Consider the following 24106-nt stretch of genomic DNA (forward strand, 5'->3'; position numbering starts at 1 on the left):
CTTTTGGCCGGGGCTGCGGCAGCACAGGATTTGCCGCGCCCTCTGACGGATGACGATTTCATCCCCTTTGATATGGAACAGGCCGCCATCGGTCATCAACTGTTTTACGATCCGATCCTGTCAGGTAATCACAACATCGCCTGCGCCCATTGCCACCACCCGGATTTTGGTACCTCGGACGGGTTGTCTTTAGGCATCGGCGAGGGTGGGCAGGGTCTTGGTCCTGACCGTACGCCCGGCACCGGAGCAGACAAGATCCGTAAACGTATCCCGCGGAATTCTCCGGGCCTGTGGAACTTGGGCGCGAAAGAGCTGCATACCGTCTTCCACGATGGCCGCCTGAGCATATCTGACGTGTATGGCAACGGCTTCAATTCCCCCGCGCAGGAATGGCTGCCCGAGGGTCTGAATTCGCTCTTGGCCGCGCAGGCGTTGTTCCCGATGACGTCGCAGTTCGAGATGGCGGGGAATGTGGCTGAAAATGAAGTCACTGGCGCGGTACATGATCGGATCGACAAGGGGTGGCCGATCCTCGCCAAACGAGTACGCACCGATCCGCGGTATGGCCCTGCCATGGTTGCAGCTTTTGATGAAATCGAGACAACTGAGGAGGTTTCAATCACCCAGATCGCCAACGCGCTGGCCGCTTTCATGGCGATCGAATGGCAGAGCACAGACAGCCCCTTCGATCAGTATCTGGCCGGAGACAGCACCGCCCTGACGCCGCAGCAAAAAAACGGGATGGCCCTGTTCTTTGGCAAGGCTGATTGCGCATCTTGCCATTCCGGCCCGCTTTTGTCGGATCAGGGGTTTCACGCGCTCGGCTTACCTCCGTTTGGTCCGGGCAAAACCCGGCCCTATGATCCCTATGCACGCGATGTTGGCCGGGTCGGAGAAAGTGACCGGACCGAGGATGCCTACCGGTTCCGCACACCGATGCTGCGCAATGTCGCCAAAACCGCTCCCTACGGCCATAACGGCGCCTTCCCTGATCTTGAGGGTATCATTCGCCATCACCTGAACCCCGGCGAAAGCCTGGCGGCGTGGACCCCGGACATGGCGGCTTTGCCCAAGGTGCCGTGGCTGAGGAGTATTGATTTCATCGTCTGGCATGACCGTCTGGAAATGGATCGCCAGCGTCGCAAGGTCGATGTTGCACCACTGGATTTGACGGATGAACAGATCGCCAGCCTTGTTGCCTTTATGCACTCGCTGACCGGAACCACCCTTGATGCACCTGTATTCGGCGCCCCGGACGATTTCGAACCCTAAGGCAGACCTGTTGCGCCCGCGCAAAAAGCCTGCGCCCGACGCCGTGTCAGCATTGGACATCTGTTCGAAATCTCTTAATGCTCCGGCGCAAGTATTCGGGTCGGACGCAGCCCGACATAAGCCACGGAACAGAACAACCTCCGAGGGGGCACATGCAATATCACAACAAGCCTTATGACAAGTTGAAGGTTGGCGACTCGGCTGAGTTGACGCGCATCTGTACCGAGGACGATTTCTTTGTTTTTGCCTCGAACTCGGGCAATCACAATCCACTGCACCTGTCCACCGAGGACGGAGACGGTGACTCTGTGAACGAAGCGATTGCCCCGGCCATGTTCGTGGGCGCGCTGATTTCTGCCGTGCTTGGAAACATCCTACCGGGGGCAGGAACGCTCTATAAATCGCAGAGTTTTGAATTCGGCACCAGGGCAAATGCAGGTGATGAACTTGCGGCGCGCGTAACCGTAGTTGAAATGCGGGCCAGCCGCGAAGTTGTTCTGGACACCAGTGTGATCCGGCCCCGTGACAATGCGGTGATCGTGTCCGGCAGTGCGGTGGTGATTGCGCCGGAAAAAGAGATGTCATTCAGCGAGATTGAGGTGCCTGGCCTGGTGGTTCAGCGGCACCGGCACTTCGACGCATTGCTCGATCGTTCGCGCCCATTGCCGCCGATCCCAACTGCGGTTGTTGCGCCGGAAGAACCCAACTCGTTGGGTGGTGCTTTGCTGGCAGCGCGTGAGACCATTATCAAGCCGATCCTGATTGGCGATCCCGATAAGATTGCTGTGGCAGCGCGTGACCTGGATCTTACTTTGCAGGATGTCGAGATCGTTCCCGTTCACGGCCATCTAGATGCCGCCAACAAGGCGGTTGATCTTGTTGCGGACGGGCGCGCCGAGGCATTGATGAAAGGGCACTTGCACACCGACGATCTGCTGCGCGCAGCACTTCGGCGCGATCGCGGCCTTAGGGCGGGTCGCCGATTTACTCATGTATTTGTCATGGATGTGCCGGGGCAGCCGCACCCGCTGTTGGTGACAGACGCCGCGATCAATATCGAGCCGGATCTGGAAACCAAGATCGATATCACGCAGAACGCGATTGATCTGGCGATTTCGATCGGGATTGGCGCGCCGAAAGTCGGGGTTCTTTCAGCGGTTGAGACAGTGAACCCTGCGATTCGGTCATCGATCGACGCGGCGTTGCTGTCGAAGATGGCTGAACGCGGGCAGATCAGGGGCGGGCTGGTCGACGGGCCGCTTGCCATGGACAATGCTGTCAGCCTTGCGGCGGCGCGCACCAAGGGTATCGTGTCCGAGGTGGCTGGGCGGGCGGACATTCTGGTCGTGCCCAATCTGGACGCTGGCAATATGCTGGCCAAGCAGTTGACCTATATCGCCCACGCCGAAGCTGCCGGGGTCGTGCTTGGCGCGCGGGTGCCGATCATCCTCAATAGTCGGGCGGATGACGACAAGGCGCGGTTGGCATCCTGTGCCGTTGCGGCGCTACACGCGGCACGCATGTCGGGCAAGATCTGATGGACCACATCATTACGCTGAATTCGGGTTCTTCTTCGTTGAAATTCGGGCTGTTCGCAGCAGGCGGCGCTGATCCGATCCTGATCTGCTCGGGCGAGGTTGAACGTATTGGCAGCCCTGATGCGCGGATCAGTGCAACTACCACGGATGGTCGAGTGCTTGCAGATACTTCCTCCGAAGTGCTGCGGGATCAGGCCAGCGCGTTGGATTACATTCTGGATTTGTTCGAGCGCCAGTTCCCATCTGCGCGCGTGGCGGCGGTGGGGCATCGCATTGTGCATGGTGGGCCGGACAATGATCAGCCCATTTTGCTGACCCCTGACAGTTTGCGGATGCTTGAGCAGTTGGAACCTTTTGCACCGCTCCACCAACCCTATAACCTGCATGGCGCGCGCGCTGCGATGGAGAGATTCCCCGAGGCCAAACAGGTTGCCTGTTTCGACACCGCCTTTCACCGCCATCACCCTTGGGTCAACGATACCTTTGCGTTGCCGACCGAGTATTACGACATGGGCGTTCGGCGTTATGGTTTTCATGGGTTGAGTTATGATTATATCTCCGACCACCTGGCCAAGACCGCACCATTGATTCACGGGGGGCGGGTCGTTGTGGCGCATCTTGGAAACGGGGCCTCAATGTGCGCCATGATCGGGGGCCGCTCGGTCGGGTCCAGCATGGGGTTCTCGGCCATGGATGGCTTGCCGATGGGGACACGCTGTGGTCAGCTTGATCCGGGTGTTGTGCTGTATCTGATGGATCAGCAAGGCATGAATGCAGACGAGATTTCTGACCTTCTGTATCGCAAATCCGGTTTGCTCGGCCTGTCGGGGATGACGAATGACATGCGCACGCTTGAGGCATCAGACACGCCAGGTGCGCGCAACGCGATCAACTATTTCACCTTCCGAATACGTCGCGAGTTGGGGGCTTTGGCCGCTGTACTGGGCGGATTGGATGCGGTTGTGTTCACCGGGGGGATCGGAGAGAACTCGACCTATATCCGTGATCGGATCTGCACCGATATGGGGTGGTTGGGCGTTGAGCTGGATCATGATGCCAATGCGGATAACGGGCGGGTTATTTCGACCGATCTGTCTCGTGTGAAACTGATGGTCATCCCCACGAACGAGGAACTGGTCATTGCCAGGGCGGCGGCCGCGAACGCGGCTTGAAAACCGGTTTTCAAGACCCGGCCGGTTAAAAATTCTTCAGTGCCGGAAAAAAAATTTCGGGCACTACGGGAATCCCCCAATATCGCGGTTCGCATGGGTGCGTTAAACATTGATTAACTACCGGGCCAGTGCGCCCAATCCACTTTCACTGATTTCCCCCGATGAGGGGCTGGCTTCTTACCCCCTCAGCCGGCCCCTCAATCTTTTTGAGGCCGTGCTTGCAACGCCTCGTCCTGCACAATTTGTCGAACAAGATCCGGCAACGCGGCACTGTTGTCATAGCTGAGCGTGTGCGGCAGCGCCGAGACGGGTGATTTCCGATATCCCCGCTCAAACAGCAAAAACGGCACCTGCGCGCGCTGGGCTGTTTCGGCATCTACCTCACTGTCACCAACGAATAGTCGCGGCCCGACGGATGGCAAGGCGTCGAAGCTGGCGTGCAGATGTGCCGGATCGGGTTTGCGTGTCTCCAGCGTATCGCCGCCCAAAACCGCATCGAAATAGGTCAACAGGTTCAATTCGCTCAGCACATGCCGGGCAGGCGCTTCGGGTTTGTTGGTGCAGATGCCCAGAACGCAGCCCATTTTGCGCAGTTCATCCAATGCCCCGACCACGCCGGGATAAACGGTCGTCCGATCACACGCGCCTGCATTGTAATGCGTCAGAGTAAGTTGCGTGAGTTCACTGTGGCGTTCCGGGTCCAAAGCGCAATGGGTCATCACACGCTCGACCAGTTTGGGTAGGCCGTTGCCTACGAATCCGCGGATCGTTTCCTGCGGCAGAGCGGGCAGTCGCTGATCGGACAGCATTCGGTTTGCTGCAGCCGCAAGGTCTGCAAGGCTGTCTATCAGGGTACCATCCAGATCAAATACTACAACTGCTGTCATCTGCGAATCTGCCTTTGTTTACTGGTGTTCAATGCCTAGAACGCGCCGCGTTACGGCGCAATAGCGACCCGAGAAAGACGTCATAAAAACCCAAGCTTGACATATCTTACTATTTTTATCAGATTAAGCTCACGAACAGATAGCCAACCCGGTTCAGGGTCAGCCAGATAAAGCGAAACAAAGACAGACAAGGCCATGTGCCAATGACGCTCTGGAGATGTCCGATGAACGCGCAATCCCCTACTTCGACTCAAAGCTATGCTGTTTCTATGCTGCCGTCCCACAAGGCTGAAGACCTGACAAAAGGTGGCAATCTGGCTCATATCGAGCTGGGCGATCAGCTTTATACGCTGCGCATTACCCGCGCAGGCAAACTGATCCTGACAAAATGAGCGCGCCAACTTCGCGTGGTGGGGCAGCCGTTGGTCGCCTGAGCGACCTAAGCCCTGTTGAGGCGGGTGCCGTCATGTACCTGCGCCTCTGGGGCGATGGGGTTGAAGGCCGCGCCAACGCCGCAAGCGATTTTGACATCGCGCTGGGTGCAAATCAGGGCCGCGCCACGATGCTGACGCTGGATCGGCTGTGCTCACTGTGTGCACATCACGGCCGTCGGCCTCTGGTTCGTCACGGGTTGGGATGTGCGTGTCTTGGGGCGGATGAAAACTGTTTTGCCCAGATGATTGCAGCCGCTTCCGAAGGTGCGCGCGAAGACGCAATGATGATGGCCTCACTGATCGTGCGACCAGATTTTGCCCCAGCGCTGGCATCATTATCCGAAGAACTGGGTCTGGCTTTGCGCCGAATGACTGCAGCGGTACCTTTGCCGACGACCGGGCACCAACCCCCAATTTCGGTGCTCCACTGATCGGTGGTAGCAGAGCCCCGGCTATTTTGCCGGGGTTTTGTTTTCTCAGCAGCAACCACAACCTGCATGATGGTGGTCGTGTTCGCACTCGGGAACTGGAGAATAGTCGCCGACCTCTGCAAGCACATCGCGCAGTGCCCACAAGATCATGTCCACATCCTCGGCCTCGATGGTCAGCGGTGGCCGGATTTTCAGAATGTTATCCTTCGGCCCCTCGCTACCAATCAGGATGCGGTGATCGCGCATCCGATTTTTTACATAGCCGCAAATCTCGCCACTTTCCGAGCCGTCCGGATTGATCAGTTCAACACCCAGAAACAGGCCCATACCGCGCACATCACCAACGCAGCCAAAGTCAGCCTCGATCTGTTTGAGCCCGTCCATTAGACGCGCCCCCATCGCGCGGGCGTTCTCTTGCAGGTGTTCGTCATCTACAACATCCAGCACCTCTTTCCCGATCCTGCAGGACAGGGTGGAGCCACCGAAGGTCGAGAAGAACTCGATCCCGTTATCGAAGCTTTGGGCGATCTCTTTGGTGGTCACTAGCACGCCCAACGGATGGCCATTGCCGATGGGTTTGCCCAAGACAACGATATCGGGCAACGCTCCTTGATGTTCAAAGCCAAAATAGTACTCGCCCAACCGTCCAAGGCCGGTCTGGACCTCATCGGCAATACAGACGCCTCCGGCAGTTCGGATCTTTTCGTAGACCGCAGACAGATAGCCCTTGGGCGGGATGATCTGCCCCCCTACCGAAGGGAAGGTTTCGGCAATGAAACCGGCTACACCATGACCCTTAGATTGCAACGCGGCTATTGCGGGGTCGACAAAATTCGCGAATTTAGCGGCACGGTGCGGGTCATCACGCTGGAACGAACCGCGATAATCATCCGCGACCTCCACCAACTCTACCCAATCGGCCTGCCCGATTCCACCGGGTTTGTTGAATTTGTAGGCTGAGATTGCCACCGCAGCGTTTGTATTGCCGTGATAGCCATGATCCGGCGTTACGATCCCCTTTGCCCCGGTATGCGCGCGCGCCAGACGCAGGGCCAGTTCATTGGCCTCAGTCCCAGAGTTCACGAAAAAACAAACCTCAAGATGATCTGGTAGCTTCGATAAGATCTTATCGGCAAAGGCGGTCTGCGCTGGATGCAGATAGCGCGTGTTCGAGTTCATTCGTTTGAGCTGATCAGCTGCAACCGTCTGAATACGAGGATGCGCGTGGCCCACATGCGGAACGTTGTTATACGCATCCAGATAGGGCCGCCCCCATTCGTCGAACAGGTGATGTTTCCAGCCGCGCACTAACATAACCGGGTCATCATAGGTCAGGCTGAGATTGCCGCCGAAGTGATCCCGGCGCTGCTGCAGGATCGAATGCTTATCGGTGGGGTGATAAAAAACCTTCTCATCAGGCAGGTTCAATAAAGCTGCCGGATTGGGGCACACCGCGTGCCACAGCTCAAGCTCATCCGGGTCGGCGACGCCGGGCCAGTCGGCCTGCATGCCGTCGGTGGTCAGCGCCAGCTGGAAATGCACATGCGGTGCCCAGCCGCCATTCTGGCTGGCATCACCCAACCGCGCAAAAGCTGCGCCTTGTGCAACTGGATCACCGGATTTCAAGCGCTCGCACAGCTCGGGATCCAGATGGCCGTATAGCGTATAGAACGCATCACCTTCGGGTGTTTCGTGATGCAGGATCACAACCCCGCCGTAATCGAGATGAGAGTTCCGGTTTTCAACCGCCTCGACCCGACCACTCAGTGGCGCATGAAGCACGGTTCCGGCGGGCGCAAAAACATCCACTGCCAAATGCACTGTACGCCGATCCGACGCTTTCCAAGGGCCTTTGCGGAATCCAGGCTCTGCATAGATCAGGCGGGGTTCACTGTAGTACCCAAGCCAGAGACCTTCCCCGAATTCTTCTCCGACCCGTGCTGCCTCTTTAAGTGGCATGTGGAACGGATTCTGTGGCCAGGTCGAATTTTCAACGGATAATGAGCCCATTGGCGCGTCGCTCAAATCCTGCCCAAACATGTGCGCGAAATGCCCGCAATGACTGGACAGGTAGGCGTGGACCCGTTCGGCACCGTCAACAACCGGCAGGCCACAGGCGGCGCGCAGGCGGGCGGACATGAGCGCGCCATTGATTGATGCGTCCTCCAGAAACCGCCACGCCGGGGCTTGGCTAATCGTCACATATGGATCGTCCGGGTTCTCGGCCGCCATCAGGGTCGAGTTCACCACGGACACCGCCAGCCGCATCTTCAGCAAAGGCCAGATCAGATCAATCTCATCGGGTCGCAAACGGTTGGCGGCATGATAGCCGCGCACCAATGCTGCCAATGCGCGTTCGGGTTTTGGGTGGTCTAGAACGACATAAGCCCCGGCAATGGCCAAGTCGCAAACACGCGGTGCCGCGCACATGTCGCCAAGGTCGATCAAGCCCGAGACGCTCCGACGTTCACTCAGCTCGCCTTCTACCAGGATATTGTAATCATTGGCATCGTTGTGAATCGCCTGTTTCGGCAACCCATTTAGTTGATCACCAATGGCATCAAAATCCGAGGCTATCTGCTGCAGCCTCGCACGCCTCGCCGGATCAGAAATCGCCTCCAACCGATCGACGATCCAACCAGCCTGGGTCAGGTCCCATTTGAAATCGGCACGATGCAGGCCATCATGCTTGAACCCCTCCAGCGCCCGGTCCGTTGCACCTAGAACGCGCCCCAGCTTGAGTATCAGGTCCTCGCTTTTGGGGGCGCTGCGGGCAAAGCATTGGCCTGGCATTCGTTCAAGCAGCCAGACCAGCCGCGGCTGCCCTTGCGCATCGGCTATTTCTGGCAACGGTGCTCCGTTCAGATCAGAAACAACGGCAGGAAACGGCAGGCCCGGCGCCTCGGCATCAAGGTGCTCCAGCGTCTTGATCTGCAAATCCACCAGATCAGCATCGCACCCGGCCCGCATCACTTTGAGCACATAGTCCTGCCCATTCGTGGCCTCGACCAAAAAGTTGAGGTCATATTCCCCATCCAACCGCGTCAGGCGGGCTTCCAATCCCCAGTTCTGACGCAGCATTCCAGCCCAGTATGCATTCAGATCGCCCATGCGTTACCCCTTGCCATTCCCAATTTGATCCACTTCATCTGGCCGAAAATACCTTCGGGGGAATCGCGCCTTGGCGCGATGGGGGCAGACAGCCCCCTTTGTCCTTAACCCAACGTGCGCAACCGTTTGAACAGCGAGGAGGTATCCCACCGGCTACCACCAAGCTTCTGCACGTCCTTGTAGAACTGATCGACCAGCGCGGTCACCGGCAGCGAAGCTCCGGTCTCATTCGCGGTATCCAGACAAATACCCAGATCCTTGCGCATCCAGTCCACGGCGAAACCATGTTCAAAATGATCGTCCAACATAGTCTCGTACCGGTTCGCCATCTGCCAACTACCTGCGGCACCCTGGCTGATCACCTCGACCACGGCGCGCCCATCCAGACCAGCCTTTTCAGCAAAGTGCAGCGCTTCGCTGAGACCTTGCACCAGCCCGGCAATGGCGATCTGATTACACATCTTGGTCATCTGGCCGGCGCCGTTGTCACCAATGCGGCGGCAGATCTTGGAATAGACCTGCATCACTGGTTCAGCTGTGTCATAGGCCACTTGATCGCCGCCACACATGATCGACAATACACCATTTTCAGCCCCCGCCTGACCGCCCGAAATCGGGGCATCCACAAAAGCGATCCCCTGCGCTTTGCCGACCTCGTATAACTCGCGGGTCACCTTGGCAGAGACGGTGGTGTGATCGACAAAGATCGCTCCCTCGGTCATTCCGTGGAACGCTCCATCCTTGCCGGTGCAAACCATACGCAGATCGTCGTCGTTGCCGACACAGGCCAATACGAAATCTGCCCCTTCTGCGGCCTCGCGCGGGGTCAGCGCCATGGCTCCACCATGTTGCGTAACCCAGTCTTCGGCCTTGGATGCAGTGCGATTGTATACAGTGACGTCGTGGCCCGCAGCTTGAAGGTGCCCAGCCATTGGGTAACCCATGACACCAAGGCCAAGGAAAGCAACTTTTGCCATGTGAAAATCCTCTCTGTAAACTGACCCCGGCCTGATCGGCACGACAGGGCGTGAAGTCTAGCAGAGACAAAGCAAAGCTTGGGCCAAAGGGCAACCCTGCGTTAGGGTTTGCCGCCCAGGTCTTTCAGGATCGGGCAATCCGGGCGGTCATCTCCGGCACAGGCGTCGACAAGATGGCTGAGTGTTTCACGCATACCCTTGAGATCGTCGATCTTGGCGTCAATCTGCGCCAGATGGTCCCGCGCGACACGTTTAACGTCAGAGCTGGCCCGGGTCTCGTCCTCGTAAAGGGCCAGCAGTGTGCGGCAATCTTCGATCGTGAACCCCAGCGCGCGGGCGCGACCCAGGAATTTCAGCTTGTGAATATCTTGATCTCGAAACCGGCGATACCCGTTGTCGTCTCGCAGCGGTTTTATCAGGTCAATATCTTCGTAATAACGGATGGTTTTGACGGGCAGGCCCGTATGGGCTGAGACCTCTCCGATGTTCATGCCGCCACCTCCTGACGAAATGCTTTGTCGCCGATATCCGGCATGCTGGTCTGGATACGCCGTAGCCTCAGGGCGTTTGAGACGACAAAGACGCTGGACAACGCCATGGCCCCGGCGGCCAATGCCGGTGACAGTAGATGGCCACCCAATGGGTACAGCGCTCCGGCCGCAACCGGGATCAGCAATGTGTTGTATCCGAAGGCCCAGCCGAGATTCTGGCGGATGTTGCGCATTGTGCGCTGGCTGATTTCGACCGCATTCGCGACCCCGCGCAAATCGCCGGACATCAGCACGACATCTGCAGTTTCAATTGCCACATCTGTGCCGGTTCCGATAGCCACGCCAATATCCGCCGCCGCCAGAGCAGGTGCATCGTTGATGCCATCACCGACAAAAGCGAGAGTGCCGAATTTGTGTTGCAGCGCTTTGATTGCTTCAACTTTACCCTCTGGCAGCACTTCGGCGGTAACGTGATCGATGCCCAGCTTTTCAGCCAGTGCCTGCGCAGTTTGTGCGTTATCGCCAGTGACCATGGCCAGAGTCACGCCCATCGCGTGTAATCGTGCCAGCGTCTCTGCCGTGCCCGGTTTGATCGGGTCTGACACCGTGAGGGCTGCGGCGGATTGCCCGTCGATCGCGACATAGATCGGCGTTGCACCCTTGGCGGCTCGTTCCTGGACTTTAGGCTGCAAGTCACTGATGTCGATGTTGTGCTGCTCCATAAGCCGGTCAGCACCGATCAGAACCGAACGCCCTTCGACCTGTGCGCGCAGTCCGAGACCGGTCAAAGATTCGAACTCCTCCGGGTTGGGCAACTCGGCGGGTCCTGCGCGCACGATTGCAGAGGCAATCGGATGCTCGGAACGCGCCTCGGCAGCGGCAGACAGGCGCAGGACATCGGCCCGGTCAAATCCATTTGCTGTCATTACATCTTCCAGCTCTGGACGGCCCAAAGTCAGAGTGCCCGTCTTGTCTAACGCGATCACTCTGGCCTGTTGCAAGAGTTGCAGCGCATCGCCCTTGCGGAACAACACGCCCAGTTCAGCCGCACGCCCGGTGCCCACCATGATTGAGGTTGGCGTAGCCAGACCCATCGCACAGGGGCAGGCTATAATTAAGACCGAAACCCCGGCCACCAACGCCAGCGGCAAGGCAGGGGCTGGCCCATAGATCAACCACGTAGCAACCGTCATCAAGGCCATGCCCATGACGGCAGGCACAAAGTAGTAGGTGATCCGATCCACCAACCCCTGAATGGGCAGCTTTGCACCCTGCGCCTGTTCGACCATACCGATGACCTGCGCCAGCACCGAGTCAGCGCCCACATGCGTCGCGCGAATGCGCAGCGCACCAGTTCCGTTCACGGTTCCGCCAACAACCGGATCGCCCTTGGCTTTTCCGACCGGCACGGGTTCACCGGTGATCATGCTCTCGTCGATATACGTGGTGCCGTCCAGCACGTCTCCGTCAACAGGTATGCGCTCACCTGGGCGGATTTGCACGATATCCCCTGCGACGATTTCAGCGAGGGGCCGATCAAGCGTAGCCCCGTCCCTCTCAACCCGGGCAGTTTTGGGCTGTAGCCCGACCAGTTTGCGGATCGCGGCCCCGGTTCGCCCCTTGGCGCGGGCCTCCATCAGACGGCCCAGCAGGATCAGCACAACAATGACAGCTGCGGCCTCGAAATAGACATTGGCGGTGCCCTGCGGCAGCAACTGCGGCGCAAAAGTCGCCAAAACCGAGTATAGATATGCAGCGCCTGTCCCCAGCGCGACAAGCGCGTTCATGTCGGGCGCTCCGCGAAGCAGCGAGGGGATGCCTTTGGCATAAAACACCCGTCCCGGGCCGATCAGCAGCGCCGAGGTCAGGGCAAACTGGATCAGATAACTTGTCTGCAGGCCAATGGCCGCGTGCACCCAATGGTGGAATGCAGGGATCAGGTGGCCTCCCATTTCCAGCACAAAAACCGGCAAGGCCAGCGCTGCAGCAACCAAAGTCGTCCGGCGCAGGCTGGCGAGCTCATCGGCTCTATCATCAGGATCCGGAACACCACAATCGACTGGATGTGCGGGATATCCCGTCTCGGTCAGGGTTCTGGCCAGCGTCGCTGGATCGGTTGCACCTTCGACATAGGTCATCATGGCACTGTTGGAGGCAAGATTGACAGTAGCTTCGGTCACACCCGGGATCGCCTTCAGCGTACGCTCGATCCGGGACACGCATGAGGCGCAACTCATGCCGTCTATGCTCAGACGAGTCTGCCGTGTCGCTGCTGGATACCCCGTTGCTTTGAGGGCGCTCAGAACCTCAGAAAACGATCCATCGTAGGTGACATCCGCCGATGCGGTTGCAAAATTGACCTCAGCAGCGCGTACGCCTGATGCAGCAAGCAGCGCACCCTCGACCCGGCCAACACATGAGGCGCACCCCATCCCTGTAATCTTGATTTGTGTCTGCAGTGAACCAGTCATGCGAGTCGTCCCGACAATGAACTTCGCCCATGACATAAGGGTTCCAGTGACGGGAAGGTCAAGGCACAGTTCTTATCTGCGCCCGACCGCCGCACCTGGCCTTTCTATGCGCCCGCTGCGCGAAGCTCATCCAGTTCCCGCTGCAGTCGCTGGTTTTCCGTCTGCAAAACAGCAAGTTGCTGACCCAGAGTGTTTAGATGGGGCCGAAGTTCGGCTTCTGTGAACCGCGGCGTAATGTGGCGGGGGCAGTTCCAGTCGAGCGCTTCGACCTTTATGATTGCGGCGCGTTCGGCCCCGGCCTCAGCGCCTTCGGTAATAACATCGGCGGCTGCCTCGACGCCTTCTGTGAAGGTCATTCGCCCCAGAATCTTGAGGCGACGCTGGTTCGCATAATCCATCAGGATCAATGCCACGCGATCATTCCCATCCAGATTCCCGCGCGAGATATACTGCTTGTTTCCGGATAGGTCCGCATAACCGATGGTTTGCGGGTCCAGCACTTTCAGAAATCCGGCTGGTCCGCCGCGAAACTGAACATAGGGCCAGCCGGTCTCGGACACCGAGGCCTGATAGAATCCGTCACGGCCCTGAATGAACGCCTCTTCCGCAGGGCCGATTTGATGACCTTGTTGCGGACCGGATTCAATGAACTTCGCATAGGTCGCGGCAGAGCCCATCCTTTCCTGATGGGCGCGCACAGCGGGCGTGAAGGTCAATGCAGAAAAGGCGCGGGGCATTGTGCTGTCTCCTGAGGCGGTCTGGGTTTCACTGATATATGAGCGTCGGTTCTCGGGATTGTCAGCAGCGGGAACGGAGATGTGAACACATCCCTACATGATGCGGCGGGTGCGCAAAAAGACGTTGCGTTGCGCTTGCCCCGGACGCCACGTCACACCGATTGGAAGAAATCGCACGCAGGGGTAACCTTGGGCAAACACCTGATCTGGAGAGCTTTTTGATGTCGCTTTTTACCAGCACTGCCGCCTGGGTTACTGACGAACACCGGATGTTTGCCGAAATGGCGGGCCGCTTCATGGATGATGCGCTGGTGCCCAATACCGAGAAATGGGCCGAAAACGGGATGGTTGACCGCGCGTTCTGGTTGCAGGCGGGACAAACCGGGCTGATGGCCGGTTCGATTGCCGAGGACTATGGCGGCGTCGGGGGCGGCATGGGGTTCGATGCCGTCACCTTATATGAACAGACCGCGCGCGGTGATGCGGGTTGGGGTTTTGGAATCCAGTCCATCGTGACTCACTATATTACCGCATATGGCAGTGAGGATCAGAAGCAGAAGTGGCTACCGAAGCTGGCCTCGGGTGAAATGGTCGGCGCGCTGGCCATGACCGAGCCGGGCACCGGGTCGGACGTGCAGGCGGTGAAGACCACAGCCGAGAAGGACGGCAACTCGTACCGGCTCAACGGGTCCAAGATTTTCATCACCAACGGGCAATCCGCCGATCTGGTCATTGTCGCGGCCAAAACCGACAAGTCTCTGGGTGCGAAGGGCGTTTCTCTGATCGGGGTGGAAACCGAAGGGGCTGAGGGGTTCCGACGCGGGCGCAACCTCAAAAAGCTGGGAATGAAGGGCAACGATACGGCCGAGCTGTTCTTTGAGGACGTTAAGGTGCCGATGACCAATCTTCTGAGCCCGGAAGAGGGGCGGGGATTCTATCAGTTGATGAAACAACTGCCGTGGGAGCGTCTGACCATCGGGATCATGGCGCTGGGCGCGATCGATTTTGCCATCGCCGAAACCGTGAAATATGTGCAGGAACGCAAAGCTTTCGGTCAGCGCGTCATGGATTTTCAGAACACCCGGTTCAAGCTGGCCGAGTGCAAGACCAAGGCTGAGGTGCTGCGCAGCTTCGTCAATGACTGCATCGGCAAACTCGAAGCCGGTGAACTGGACGCAGCGACCGCTTCGATGGTGAAATACTGGGGCTCGGAGGCGCAGAACGAGGTCATGCACGAGTGTTTGCAACTCTTTGGCGGTTACGGATTCATGATGGAGTATCCGATCGCACGCCTTTATGCGGATGCGCGGGTTCAGATGATCTATGGCGGAACCAACGAGGTCATGAAAGAACTCATCGCGCGTTCATTGGATGTCTGACCCAATGACCTCCCGCGCGTCGTCGACATTCCTTGCGGAACGTCTCCTCCCGTTGGGCCAGGCAGGCGCGGGCGCAGCCCGCGCCTGCCTGGCCCCCGCCGTCCGCAGGACGCAAGGCCTTAGGCCGCGCAGGTTATGTTAGGCATTGACGTTGATGATATTTGTCCCCGCTGCCATTATACTTAAGGATCGTTTCACAAGGGGGCTTCACCATGGGAATGTCAAACAGAGACCGCATATGTGCCCTGCTTAAAAGCATTGAGACCGGCGACCCGGCTCCGGTATCAGTTGTGAACGAAGCCCGGTACATTCAGCATAATCCGCAGACTCATGAGGGCAGCGAGGGACTTGCGGCCTTGTTCAAACGTCTGTCTGAAACCTCACCTCGGGTGAATATAGTGCGCGCATTCGAAGACGGTGACTTTGTCTTCGCCCACACGGAATACGATTTTTCGCGCCGCAATATCGGCTTTGAGGTGTTCCGGTTTGAAGGCGGTCAGGCGGTGGAGCATTGGGACAATATCCAGAAACGAGAGGGACCGAATGATTCGGGCCATTGTATGGTCGACGGCCCAACAGAGATCCGCGATATTGAGAAAACTGAGGAGAACCGGAGCTTCGTCCGGTCTTTCGTTGAACAGGCGCTGATTGCCAAGGAACTGAGTCAGTTTGCTGCCTGTTTAGACGCGGCAACCTTTGTGGAGCACAGCCCCCGATTCACTGATGACCTGATGGCATTGCAGACCGCGTTATCTGATGCGGGGGGCGTGAACTATCGACATCTCCATCGTGTATTGGCCGAAGGGAACTTTGTGCTGACGGTGTGCGAAGGCGCGCTTAAGGGCCAACACAGCTCTTTCTATGATCTGTTCCGCGTAGCTGAAGGCAAGATCGTCGAACACTGGGATACGGTTGAGGCCATTGCCCCACGCAGTGCCTGGAAAAATGACAACGGCAAGTTCTGATGCGGGCCTAATGGCCAGCGTCTGCCTCAAGCTGGTCATTGATCCAATCCCGGAATGACCGCAACGGTTCGGGCACAGATCGGTCGTTCGGCCAGACCAGATAGTAGCTGCCCAGGCTTATGCGCGGCCCGCCCCACGCCGAAACAAGCCGCCCGGTGCGCAGATCGTCCTGCACCAGATAAAATGGCAGCAGAGCCACGCCCAGCCCGTGGATTGTCGCCTGTATCATGGTTGAGAACTGGTCAAACAGCATTCCGCGCAGGCCTACAGCCGCGTGACCCTGCATCTCGAACCACCGCTCCCAGGCGTCGGGGCGCGACTCCAGGTGCAACAGCGGCGCAGAACTCAGCGCGTCCAGATTGGCGAAACCGGTGGTCGCAAGGGTTGGGGCGCAGACCGGCAGGACCTCTTCCCGCATGAGGGGCAGATAGTAGACACCCGCCCAATCCTGTTGACCGAAATGGATGGCACCATCAAAGGGTTCCAAATTGAAATCAAACGGTTTGAGCCGGGTGCCCAGATTGACCGTGACTTCTGGGTGACGCCGGGCAAAGTCCTGTAAGCGAGGTGCAAGCCAATGCATCCCGAACGCGGGAAGGATTGACAGGTTAAGCGACCCACCCGCCGGGTTTGCTTTGAGTTTCAATGCCGCTTGAGCCAGTTCCTGCACCGCAGACCTTGCGATTTGCACATAGTCTTTGGCCGCAGGCGTCAGGTGCAACCGCATCTGGCTTCGCTCGATCAGCTGAACCCCAAGTTGGTCTTCCATCGTCTTCAATTGGCGGCTGATTGCACTTTGGGTCAAGGACAATTCGGCAGCCGCGGCCGAAGCGCTTCCCAACCGGTCCACAGCCTCAAGCGCAAGCAGGGACGAGATCGAAGGTAAAAACCGTCGAGGCGCAATCATATAACAAATCCTCATACCTTATGAATGCAATAACACTGGTTTTTTCCAACCGCCAGCGCGATGACTGTTGGATCGCATCGCTTAGGTGACTGACTGCGCGCCCACGCATCTGCGATCTTGAAATTCACGCCTGAGCGCGGGACTAATCAACCGGCGGGTCAAGCCCGCCCAGAAGCCAGCCAAGGCCGATGATACAAACCAGACAAAAGCGAGAGCCATGGACCGCGCCCAGATTGTACATGAGAACTTCCTGACCCGCGTCGCAGATCGCAACCTTCCTGACGGTCCACCGCCGCGCCCGGGATTGAGCGATTTGGATGCTGTTTCGCTGTTCCGGTCGCAGGTTCTCAGCCGGGCTTTGGATCGGACCAGTCGGGCAATGCAAAAGGCCGGGCAGGGGTTCTACACCATCGGCTCGTCCGGGCACGAAGGCATGGCCGCCGTCGCGCAGGCATTGCGCCCGACCGATATTGCATTCCTGCATTACCGGGATGCGGCGTTCCAGATTGCCCGGGCCGAACAGGTTCCCGGCCAGCAGATCACGTGGGATATGCTGCTGAGCTTCGCGTGTTCGAAAGACGACCCGACCTCGGGCGGGCGGCATAAAGTGCTTGGGTCAAAGGCGCTGATGATCCCCCCGCAGACTTCGACCATTGCCAGCCATTTACCCAAGGCGGTGGGAGCGGCCTATGCGCTTGGGGCCGCGCGCCGTCATGCGCCTGAACATCTTGTGTTGCCAGAAGACGGGATTGCGATGTGCTCGTTCGGGGACGCTTCGGCGAATCATTCTACTGCGCAGGGGGCGATCAACACTGCGGGTTGGACCAGTGTGCAATCGACGCCTTTGCCTTTGCTGTTCGTGTGCGAAGATAACGGCATCGGCATCTCGGTCAAAACGCCCAAGGGCTGGATCCAGGCATCGATGGAGCATCGTCCGGGGATCAAGTATTTTCAGGCCAACGGGTTGGATATCTATGAAACCTTTGCCGTTGCGACAGAGGCCGCTGAGTATGTCCGCAAACGCCGGAAGCCCGCCTTCCTGCATCTGAAAACCGTTCGTCTGTATGGGCATGCCGGGGCGGATGTGCCGACGACCTATTTGCCGAAATCCGAGGTTGAGGCGGATGAGGCCAACGATCCGCTGTTGCATTCAGTGCGCCTGCTGGATCAGGCGGGGGCGTTGTCGCCGGATCAGGCATTGTCCATCTATCGCGACACCTGTGCCCGCACGGATCGCGTGGCCGCTGATGCAGTAACGCGCCCGCATTTGGTCACTGCGTCCGAGGTGATGACCAGTCTGATCCCGCCCAAGCGCGTCTGTAAACCCACCAATGGTCCCAGTGCCGAGGCGCGCGCCAAAGCCTTTGGCGGTGATATGCGTGTGATGGCTGAGCCGCAACCGATGAGCCGTCTGATCAACTGGGCGCTGACCGACCTGATGCTGGAACATACTGAACTCGTCTGCATGGGCGAAGACGTTGGTCGCAAGGGCGGCGTCTATGGCGTGACGCAGAAATTGCAGCAGCGCTTTGGCCCGGACCGAGTGATTGACACGCTGCTGGATGAGCAATCCATACTCGGGCTTGCCATCGGCATGGGTCACAACGGTTTCATCCCGATCCCCGAAATCCAGTTTTTGGCCTATCTGCACAACGCCGAGGACCAGATACGGGGTGAGGCTGCCACGCTACCTTTCTTCTCGAACGGTCAGTATTCGAACCCGATGGTTCTGAGGATCGCCGGATTGGGATATCAAAAAGGGTTCGGGGGGCATTTCCACAACGACAACTCATTGGCCGTGCTGCGTGATATACCCGGTGTGATCATCGCCTGCCCGTCTAACGGGGCCGATGCGGCGCGGATGCTGCGCGAATGCGTGCGACTGGCCCGTGAAGAGCAGCGCGTCGTGGTGTTTCTTGAACCAATCGCGCTCTATCCGATGCGCGATCTTCACGGGGCGCAGGATGGAAGCTGGATGACCACCTATCCGCCTCTGGACCAGAAGATCGCGCTGGGCGAGGTTGGGGTGCATGGCGACGGAACAGATCTGGCCATCGTAACCTATGGCAACGGGCATTACCTTTCACATCAGTCCTTGCCTGAACTTGAAGCAGCGGGATTGAAAACCCGGATCATCGATCTGCGTTGGCTGGCTCCGTTGCCAACCGAGGCCTTGCGCGAAGCCACCAAAACATGCGCGCATGTTTTGGTCGTTGACGAATGTCGTCGGACCGGCAGTCAATCCGAGGCGCTGATGACTTTCTTCGTCGAAGAAAGTCCCGCCACGCCGACCGCCCGTGTTGTGGCCGAAGATTGCTTTATCGCGACTGGTCCGGCCTATGCCGCACCTCTCCCATCGAAAGACAGAATAGTTTCTGCGGCGCTGACCCTTACCGGAGCAAAATCATGACCCGTACCGCTGTTTTGATTTGCCCGGGTCGGGGCACATATAACAAGCCCGAGCTTGGCTATCTGCATCACCACCACACAGAGCGAATGGACCTGTTTCGTAGCTTCGATGCCATCCGTGCCGAGGCTGGGCAGGATGCAATCACGGCGCTTGACGGGGCCAGTCGCTATGGCGTTGGCAAATACTCGCGCGGGGATGTGGCCTCACCCCTGATCTATTCAGCATCGTTGGCAGATGCGCAGGCGCTGGCCGAAGATATCGAAGTCGTCGCAGTCACGGGCAATTCGATGGGATGGTACATCGCATTGGCCGCCGCAGGGGCACTAACACCCGAGAACGGCTTTCGCGTGGTCAATACAATGGGCACTTTGATGCAGCAGCATCTGATCGGCGGCCAACTGGTATACCCTTTCGTCGGCGACCTGTGGAAGAATGATCCGGCACGAAAGGCCGACCTGTTGGGCGAGGTCGCGCGGATTAACGAATTGAACTACCATACGCTGGCGCTTTCGATAGATCTTGGCGGAATGTTGGTGCTTGCGGGGGATGAGGCCGGACTGCAGGCGTTTGAGGCCACCCATCCTGTTGTGCAGGACCGGTTTCCGCTGCGGCTGGCCAATCACGCCGCCTTTCACACCGCGATGCAGGCCCCTGTGGCCGCAGAAGGCCGGGCGCGACTGGGGTCTGATCTTTTCAGTCAACCCAGGCATCCGATGATCGACGGTCGTGGTAAGATCTGGTGGCCCGGCGCGACGGATACCGAGGCGCTATGGGAATATACTCTTGGGCATCAGGTGACCGCGCCCTATGACTTTACCCACGCCATTCAGACCGCTGCGCGTGAATTTGCCCCAGACCTGTTCATCGTCACCGGTCCGGGTGCTACGCTGGGCGGCGCGGTCGCGCAATCTCTGGTACTTGGGGGCTGGCGGGGGATGACGGACAAGGCGTCGTTCCAGACGCAGCAGGAAGCGGACCCGTTTCTGGTCGCCATGGGACGGGCAGATCAACGGGCCCTTGCAACCGGATGACGCCGGTCCGATGATCTGCGAGATTCTGGCAGGGTTCTGGTATGCGTGATTATGATCAATCATTATGGCTGCAAACTAGTCGCGAGCGTGTTGCCGCGCAGACGCTTTCTGGTGATCTGACCGTTGATCTTGCGGTTATCGGTGGCGGGTACACCGGATGTTCTGCCGCCCTGGCGGCAGCACAATCGGGGGCGTCTGTCTGCCTGCTTGAGGCGCACCAGATCGGCCATGGTGGATCCGGGCGGAATGTGGGGCTGGTCAATGCCGGGCTCTGGCTTCCGCCAGACGAGATACGGTTGCATCTGGGGCAGGCGGTGGGTGACCGGCTGATTGCTCTATTGGCCAAGGCGCCTTCCGAAGTGTTTGAGTTGATTGATGCGCACGGGATCGCATGCGAGCCGGTCAGGAAAGGCACGTTGCACTGTGCGCATTCGGCCTCGGGCTATGGGGATTTGTGTACGCGCCATGCACAGCTGAGTACATCCGGTGCACCGGTCGAACTGCTTGACGCCACTACATCGCGCCAACGCACGGGCAGCCCCGCCGTCCATGGAGCGTTGTTTGATCCGCGCGCGGGCACGATTCAGCCGCTGGCCTATGCGGTGGGTCTGGCCTGCGCCGCGCAGGACGCGGGCGCGCAGATTTGCATTCAAAGCCCGGTCCGATCCTTGCGCAAGGATAACGAGGGATGGGTTTTGCGCGTAAATGGCGGAACCGTACGCGCCAAATCGGTCATTCAAGCGACCAACGCCTATCATCAAGATATCGCCATTACTGCGCCTGACTATGTGCCGGTCTATTACTTCCAATACGCCACCGCACCGCTGTCACATAATCTTCGGGCCAGCATATTGCCCCAAGGCGAGGGCTGCTGGGATACCGGCTTGATCATGACGTCGTTCCGACTGGATCAGGAGGGCCGCTTCATTGTTGGCGGCATGGGGAACCTAAGCCACGCCGGTGGCTTCGCCCACAAGGCCTGGGTCAGGCGCAAGCTGGCGACGTTGTATCCACAGCTTGCAGATCAGCCACTGATCGAAGGTTGGCACGGACGGATTGCGATGACATCGGACCATATTCCCAAGATCACGCAGATTGGTCCAAATGCGCTAGCCGCGCATGGGTTTTCCGGGCGTGGGATTGGGCCGGGAACCGTGTTCGGGCGTCTGATGGCCGAAAGCCTGCTGAACGGTGATCCATCTCTGCTTCCCGTGCCTCCGGTGCCAGAGTACAGCGAAAATTGGACCGGCCTGCGCCACGTCTTTTTCGAGACGGGCGCAGCGCTGACGCATTTCATCAAGGCACGTTTCTGACACTAAACAGAGCGTGTGATGCCGCCATCCACACGAATGTTTTGACCGGTGATGTAACCTCCGCCCTCAGACGCGAGCATGGCCACGACCGAGGCAATTTCATCATAGCTGCGCCCATAGCGGCCCAGCGGGATGCGGGCACGGAATTCCTCTTTCTCGGGCAGGCTGTCGATGAAACCGGGCAACACGTTGTTCATGCGGATATTGTCGGCCGCATAATTATCCGAGAACAGTTTGGTGAATGCCGCCAGCCCAGCGCGAAAGACGCCTGAGGTGGGGAAAACAGGATCGGGTTCAAACGCGGCAAAGGTCGAGATGTTGATGATCGAACCGCCGCCTTGCTTTTGCATGATTGGGGTCACCAGTCGAGTGGGGCGCACCGCATTCATGAAATAAACATCCATGCCAGTGTGCCAGTCCTCATCCGTCAGTTCCAGTACCGGCGCGCGCGGACCATGCCCTGCGGAATTGACCAGCACATCGACGCGCCCCCAATGGGACATTGCGGCGTCGACCAAATTCTGCAGATCATCATTTGACTGGTTCGACCCGGTGATGCCGACACCGCCCAGCTCTTGCGCCAAGGCCTCTCCCTTGCCCGAGGACGAGAGAATGCTGACCTTGAACCCATCTGCGGCCAGCCTTTTGGCAGAGTCTGCGCCCATGCCGCTTCCGCCAGCCGTGATCAAAGCTACTTTTGTCATCTTTTTTGCTCCAATGCGTTGTCTGTAACCAAAATGGGTGTCTTTGGTTAAATTGACCAATCAGTTCTGCTGCGTTAAATATGTAGAAAATCTACAGTCTGGTCTTATGACAGCACTCCCACCCCTCAACGCTCTGCGCGCCTTCGAAGCGTCCGCCCGGCATCTAAACTTTCGTTTGGCCGCGGAAGAGTTGGGCGTCACCCAAGGCGCCGTTGCCCAACAGGTAAGGGGGCTTGAAGCCCGATTGGGGGCTGGCCTGTTCGAACGTTTACCCCGTGGATTGCGCCTGACCGAAGCGGGGCGCAGGTTCCACGCACCCTTACGGCGGGCCTTTCGTCTGATCGAAGAGGCTGTGGATGACCTGTCGGGTCAACGCCAGATCACCATCTCTGTCACGCCCAGTTTTGCCTCGAAATGGTTGGTGCCGCGCCTGAATGGATTTATGTCCAGCTATCCCGATGTTTCGGTGCAGGTCGATGCGGGTGAACGGCTGGCCAATTTCCAGTCGGACGGGATTGATATTGCCGTGCGGCAGAGCCGTGCACCAATTGCACCGGATTTGATTGCGACACCGCTGTTTTCTACTGAGTTCGTTGTGGTGTGTAGCCCGGAACTGGCTGCAGAGATTACAGTACCAGCGGACTTGATGAAACACGTATTGCTTAGTGACTCGCACGGGCTGTGGCCGCTGTTTCTTGAGCGGGCAGGGGTCGAAGGTCGCCCTCGGATGATGAGCTTCAGCCAGACGAGCCTGGCGATAGACGCGGCAATCTCTGGTCAGGGCTTTGCCTTGGCGAATGCGCCGCTAGTCTCGTCGGAACTGGCTGCGGGGCGGCTGGTGCAACCCCTGTCCGAAGTGCTGATCGACGATCTGAGCTTCTTCATCGTCACCCCAAAGAAACCACGCCAGCCGGAACTGGTGAAACAGATGCGCGATTGGCTGTTATCTCAGGTTTGAAGCATTGTTGCGATGGTTTCGATCCGCCTGCGCAGCCAGCGATGGGCTGGGTCATTGGTCGATCGCTGATGCCAGACCATGTAGATCGTCACGGGATCACTGGCAAATGGCAGCGGTGCACAATCCAGACTTGCCAGCGGGCCCAGTTTCATCAGCGCCGTGTCGGTCGAGATCAGAGTGCTGCCTTTCACGAACGGCGGGATTGCGTTGAAATGGGGCAGGGTCACGATCGGTGCTCGGATTTGGCTTTGATCCACCCCGCGCATAACCGCACGTGCATTGCGCCCATCGGCAAAGCGCACTTCGACATGATCACTGTCGCAATAAGCCTGCCAATCCTGCGGAGGATCCCGGTGTGCGGCGTCGTAAAACACCATCAGCGGACTGGTCACCAGTCGTTTCTGAAATATGTCTGGTCCATCCGGAGGCAGTGGGGTCAGCATCAACTGGCACCGGTCGCTCCGCAGCAGATCCGGGTCAGGTACACCCGAGGGGATGAATTCCAGTTGCAACCGAATATCTTCAGCCCGGGCCTCCCGCAGCAGGTCGGGAAAGATCAACTCACGCGGCATGTCATTGGTGGCGATCTGGATGTCCATCCGTTCAGACAACGGATTAAATGGCCGCTCTTCAGTAAGGGCCCGCATATTATCCAGCACCTGCTGAACTGGTTCTTTGAGTGACAGCGCGCGCTCTGTTGGGGTCAGCCCTTGACCTGATCGTACGAACAGCGGGTCTCCTAGTATCTGCCGCAATTTTCCCAGGGTATGGCTGATGGCCGATTGCGTCACGCCTAGTCGATCGGCGGCTTTTGAGACTGAACTTTCCTCTAGTATCGTCAGAAAGATGCGCAGGACTTTACCGTCCAATTCCATAAAATCAATTTTACTCATACCATCTATGATTATTCATGAATGG

The 24106-nt window shown here is 58.4% G+C and carries 20 protein-coding genes; 11 read left to right on the plus strand and 9 right to left on the minus strand.

Annotated features, from left to right (window positions below; translation table 11 throughout):
• The first annotated feature begins 3 nt into the window (after positions 1-3).
• From BLU89_RS15760 to BLU89_RS15770, 3 genes are all read left to right on the plus strand, one after another.
• The gene (locus tag BLU89_RS15760) at positions 4-1272 is read left to right on the plus strand and encodes a cytochrome-c peroxidase (protein ID WP_074737809.1); all 1269 of its coding nucleotides are present in this window, start codon (positions 4-6) and stop codon (positions 1270-1272) included.
• 152 nt (positions 1273-1424) lie between these two features.
• Positions 1425-2810, plus strand: a complete 1386-nt coding sequence (locus tag BLU89_RS15765; RefSeq protein WP_074737810.1) for a bifunctional enoyl-CoA hydratase/phosphate acetyltransferase — start codon at positions 1425-1427, stop codon at positions 2808-2810.
• Positions 2810-3982: an acetate/propionate family kinase gene (locus BLU89_RS15770; RefSeq protein ID WP_074737811.1), complete on the plus strand. Its 1173-nt coding sequence runs from the start codon at positions 2810-2812 to the stop codon at positions 3980-3982. Before BLU89_RS15765 ends, BLU89_RS15770 begins: the two co-directional genes overlap by 1 nt.
• A gap of 197 nt (positions 3983-4179) precedes the next feature.
• On the opposite strand, the gene gph is transcribed toward BLU89_RS15770, so the two are convergent.
• Positions 4180-4869 carry a phosphoglycolate phosphatase gene (gph, locus tag BLU89_RS15775; protein WP_074737812.1) on the minus strand — a complete coding sequence of 230 codons (690 nt, stop codon included), beginning with the start codon at positions 4867-4869 and terminating at the stop codon, positions 4180-4182.
• 224 nt (positions 4870-5093) lie between these two features.
• Between gph and hemP the strand changes: the two genes are divergently transcribed.
• Positions 5094-5261 carry a hemin uptake protein HemP gene (hemP, locus tag BLU89_RS15780; RefSeq protein ID WP_074737813.1) on the plus strand — a complete coding sequence of 56 codons (168 nt, stop codon included), beginning with the start codon at positions 5094-5096 and terminating at the stop codon, positions 5259-5261.
• Positions 5258-5734 (plus strand): hypothetical protein, encoded by a 477-nt coding sequence (locus tag BLU89_RS15785; protein WP_074737814.1) that lies wholly within the window; start codon positions 5258-5260, stop codon positions 5732-5734. The genes hemP and BLU89_RS15785 overlap by 4 nt, the downstream gene beginning before the upstream one ends.
• A 45-nt stretch (positions 5735-5779) precedes the next feature.
• Here the strand turns inward: BLU89_RS15785 and BLU89_RS15790 are convergent, their stop codons facing one another.
• The 5 genes from BLU89_RS15790 to BLU89_RS15810 form a co-directional block, all read right to left on the minus strand.
• Positions 5780-8845, minus strand: coding sequence for an aminotransferase class III-fold pyridoxal phosphate-dependent enzyme (locus tag BLU89_RS15790; protein WP_074737815.1), 3066 nt, complete (start codon positions 8843-8845; stop codon positions 5780-5782).
• 104 nt (positions 8846-8949) lie between these two features.
• Positions 8950-9822: an NAD(P)-dependent oxidoreductase gene (locus tag BLU89_RS15795; RefSeq protein ID WP_074737816.1), complete on the minus strand. Its 873-nt coding sequence runs from the start codon at positions 9820-9822 to the stop codon at positions 8950-8952.
• A gap of 101 nt (positions 9823-9923) precedes the next feature.
• The gene (cueR, locus tag BLU89_RS15800) at positions 9924-10313 is read right to left on the minus strand and encodes a Cu(I)-responsive transcriptional regulator (RefSeq protein WP_074737817.1); all 390 of its coding nucleotides are present in this window, start codon (positions 10311-10313) and stop codon (positions 9924-9926) included.
• On the minus strand, positions 10310-12784 hold the full coding sequence (locus tag BLU89_RS15805) for a heavy metal translocating P-type ATPase (RefSeq protein ID WP_074737818.1): 2475 nt from the start codon (positions 12782-12784) through the stop codon (positions 10310-10312). The genes cueR and BLU89_RS15805 overlap by 4 nt, the downstream gene beginning before the upstream one ends.
• A 104-nt stretch (positions 12785-12888) precedes the next feature.
• Positions 12889-13521 carry a pyridoxamine 5'-phosphate oxidase family protein gene (locus BLU89_RS15810; RefSeq protein WP_074737819.1) on the minus strand — a complete coding sequence of 211 codons (633 nt, stop codon included), beginning with the start codon at positions 13519-13521 and terminating at the stop codon, positions 12889-12891.
• Positions 13522-13742: 221 nt separating this feature from the next.
• Between BLU89_RS15810 and BLU89_RS15815 the strand changes: the two genes are divergently transcribed.
• Positions 13743-14900 carry an acyl-CoA dehydrogenase family protein gene (locus BLU89_RS15815; protein ID WP_074737820.1) on the plus strand — a complete coding sequence of 386 codons (1158 nt, stop codon included), beginning with the start codon at positions 13743-13745 and terminating at the stop codon, positions 14898-14900.
• A 212-nt stretch (positions 14901-15112) separates the two neighbouring features.
• On the plus strand, positions 15113-15865 hold the full coding sequence (locus BLU89_RS15820; protein WP_074737821.1) for a nuclear transport factor 2 family protein: 753 nt from the start codon (positions 15113-15115) through the stop codon (positions 15863-15865).
• 7 nt (positions 15866-15872) lie between these two features.
• Here BLU89_RS15820 and BLU89_RS15825 read toward each other — a convergent pair whose 3' ends face one another.
• Positions 15873-16772: a LysR substrate-binding domain-containing protein gene (locus BLU89_RS15825; protein WP_074737822.1), complete on the minus strand. Its 900-nt coding sequence runs from the start codon at positions 16770-16772 to the stop codon at positions 15873-15875.
• A 217-nt stretch (positions 16773-16989) separates the two neighbouring features.
• Between BLU89_RS15825 and BLU89_RS15830 the strand changes: the two genes are divergently transcribed.
• The 3 genes from BLU89_RS15830 to BLU89_RS15840 are packed head-to-tail and all read left to right on the plus strand — an operon-like array spanning position 16990 to position 21526.
• Complete coding sequence (locus BLU89_RS15830) at positions 16990-19182, plus strand: dehydrogenase E1 component subunit alpha/beta (protein ID WP_074737823.1); 2193 nt, start codon at positions 16990-16992, stop codon at positions 19180-19182.
• Positions 19179-20213, plus strand: coding sequence for an acyl carrier protein (locus BLU89_RS15835; RefSeq protein WP_074737824.1), 1035 nt, complete (start codon positions 19179-19181; stop codon positions 20211-20213). The genes BLU89_RS15830 and BLU89_RS15835 overlap by 4 nt, the downstream gene beginning before the upstream one ends.
• A 41-nt stretch (positions 20214-20254) precedes the next feature.
• The gene (locus BLU89_RS15840) at positions 20255-21526 is read left to right on the plus strand and encodes an NAD(P)/FAD-dependent oxidoreductase (RefSeq protein WP_074737825.1); all 1272 of its coding nucleotides are present in this window, start codon (positions 20255-20257) and stop codon (positions 21524-21526) included.
• A gap of 2 nt (positions 21527-21528) precedes the next feature.
• Here the strand turns inward: BLU89_RS15840 and BLU89_RS15845 are convergent, their stop codons facing one another.
• Complete coding sequence (locus tag BLU89_RS15845; protein ID WP_143030593.1) at positions 21529-22230, minus strand: SDR family oxidoreductase; 702 nt, start codon at positions 22228-22230, stop codon at positions 21529-21531.
• Positions 22231-22336: 106 nt separating this feature from the next.
• Between BLU89_RS15845 and BLU89_RS15850 the strand changes: the two genes are divergently transcribed.
• Complete coding sequence (locus tag BLU89_RS15850) at positions 22337-23188, plus strand: LysR substrate-binding domain-containing protein (RefSeq protein ID WP_074737826.1); 852 nt, start codon at positions 22337-22339, stop codon at positions 23186-23188.
• Here the strand turns inward: BLU89_RS15850 and BLU89_RS15855 are convergent.
• On the minus strand, positions 23179-24081 hold the full coding sequence (locus BLU89_RS15855; RefSeq protein ID WP_074737827.1) for a LysR family transcriptional regulator: 903 nt from the start codon (positions 24079-24081) through the stop codon (positions 23179-23181). The genes BLU89_RS15850 and BLU89_RS15855 overlap by 10 nt on opposite strands.
• Between the last annotated feature and the right edge of the window lie 25 nt (positions 24082-24106).

The organism is Ruegeria halocynthiae (assembly GCF_900106805.1).
GTDB lineage: Bacteria > Pseudomonadota > Alphaproteobacteria > Rhodobacterales > Rhodobacteraceae > Ruegeria > Ruegeria halocynthiae.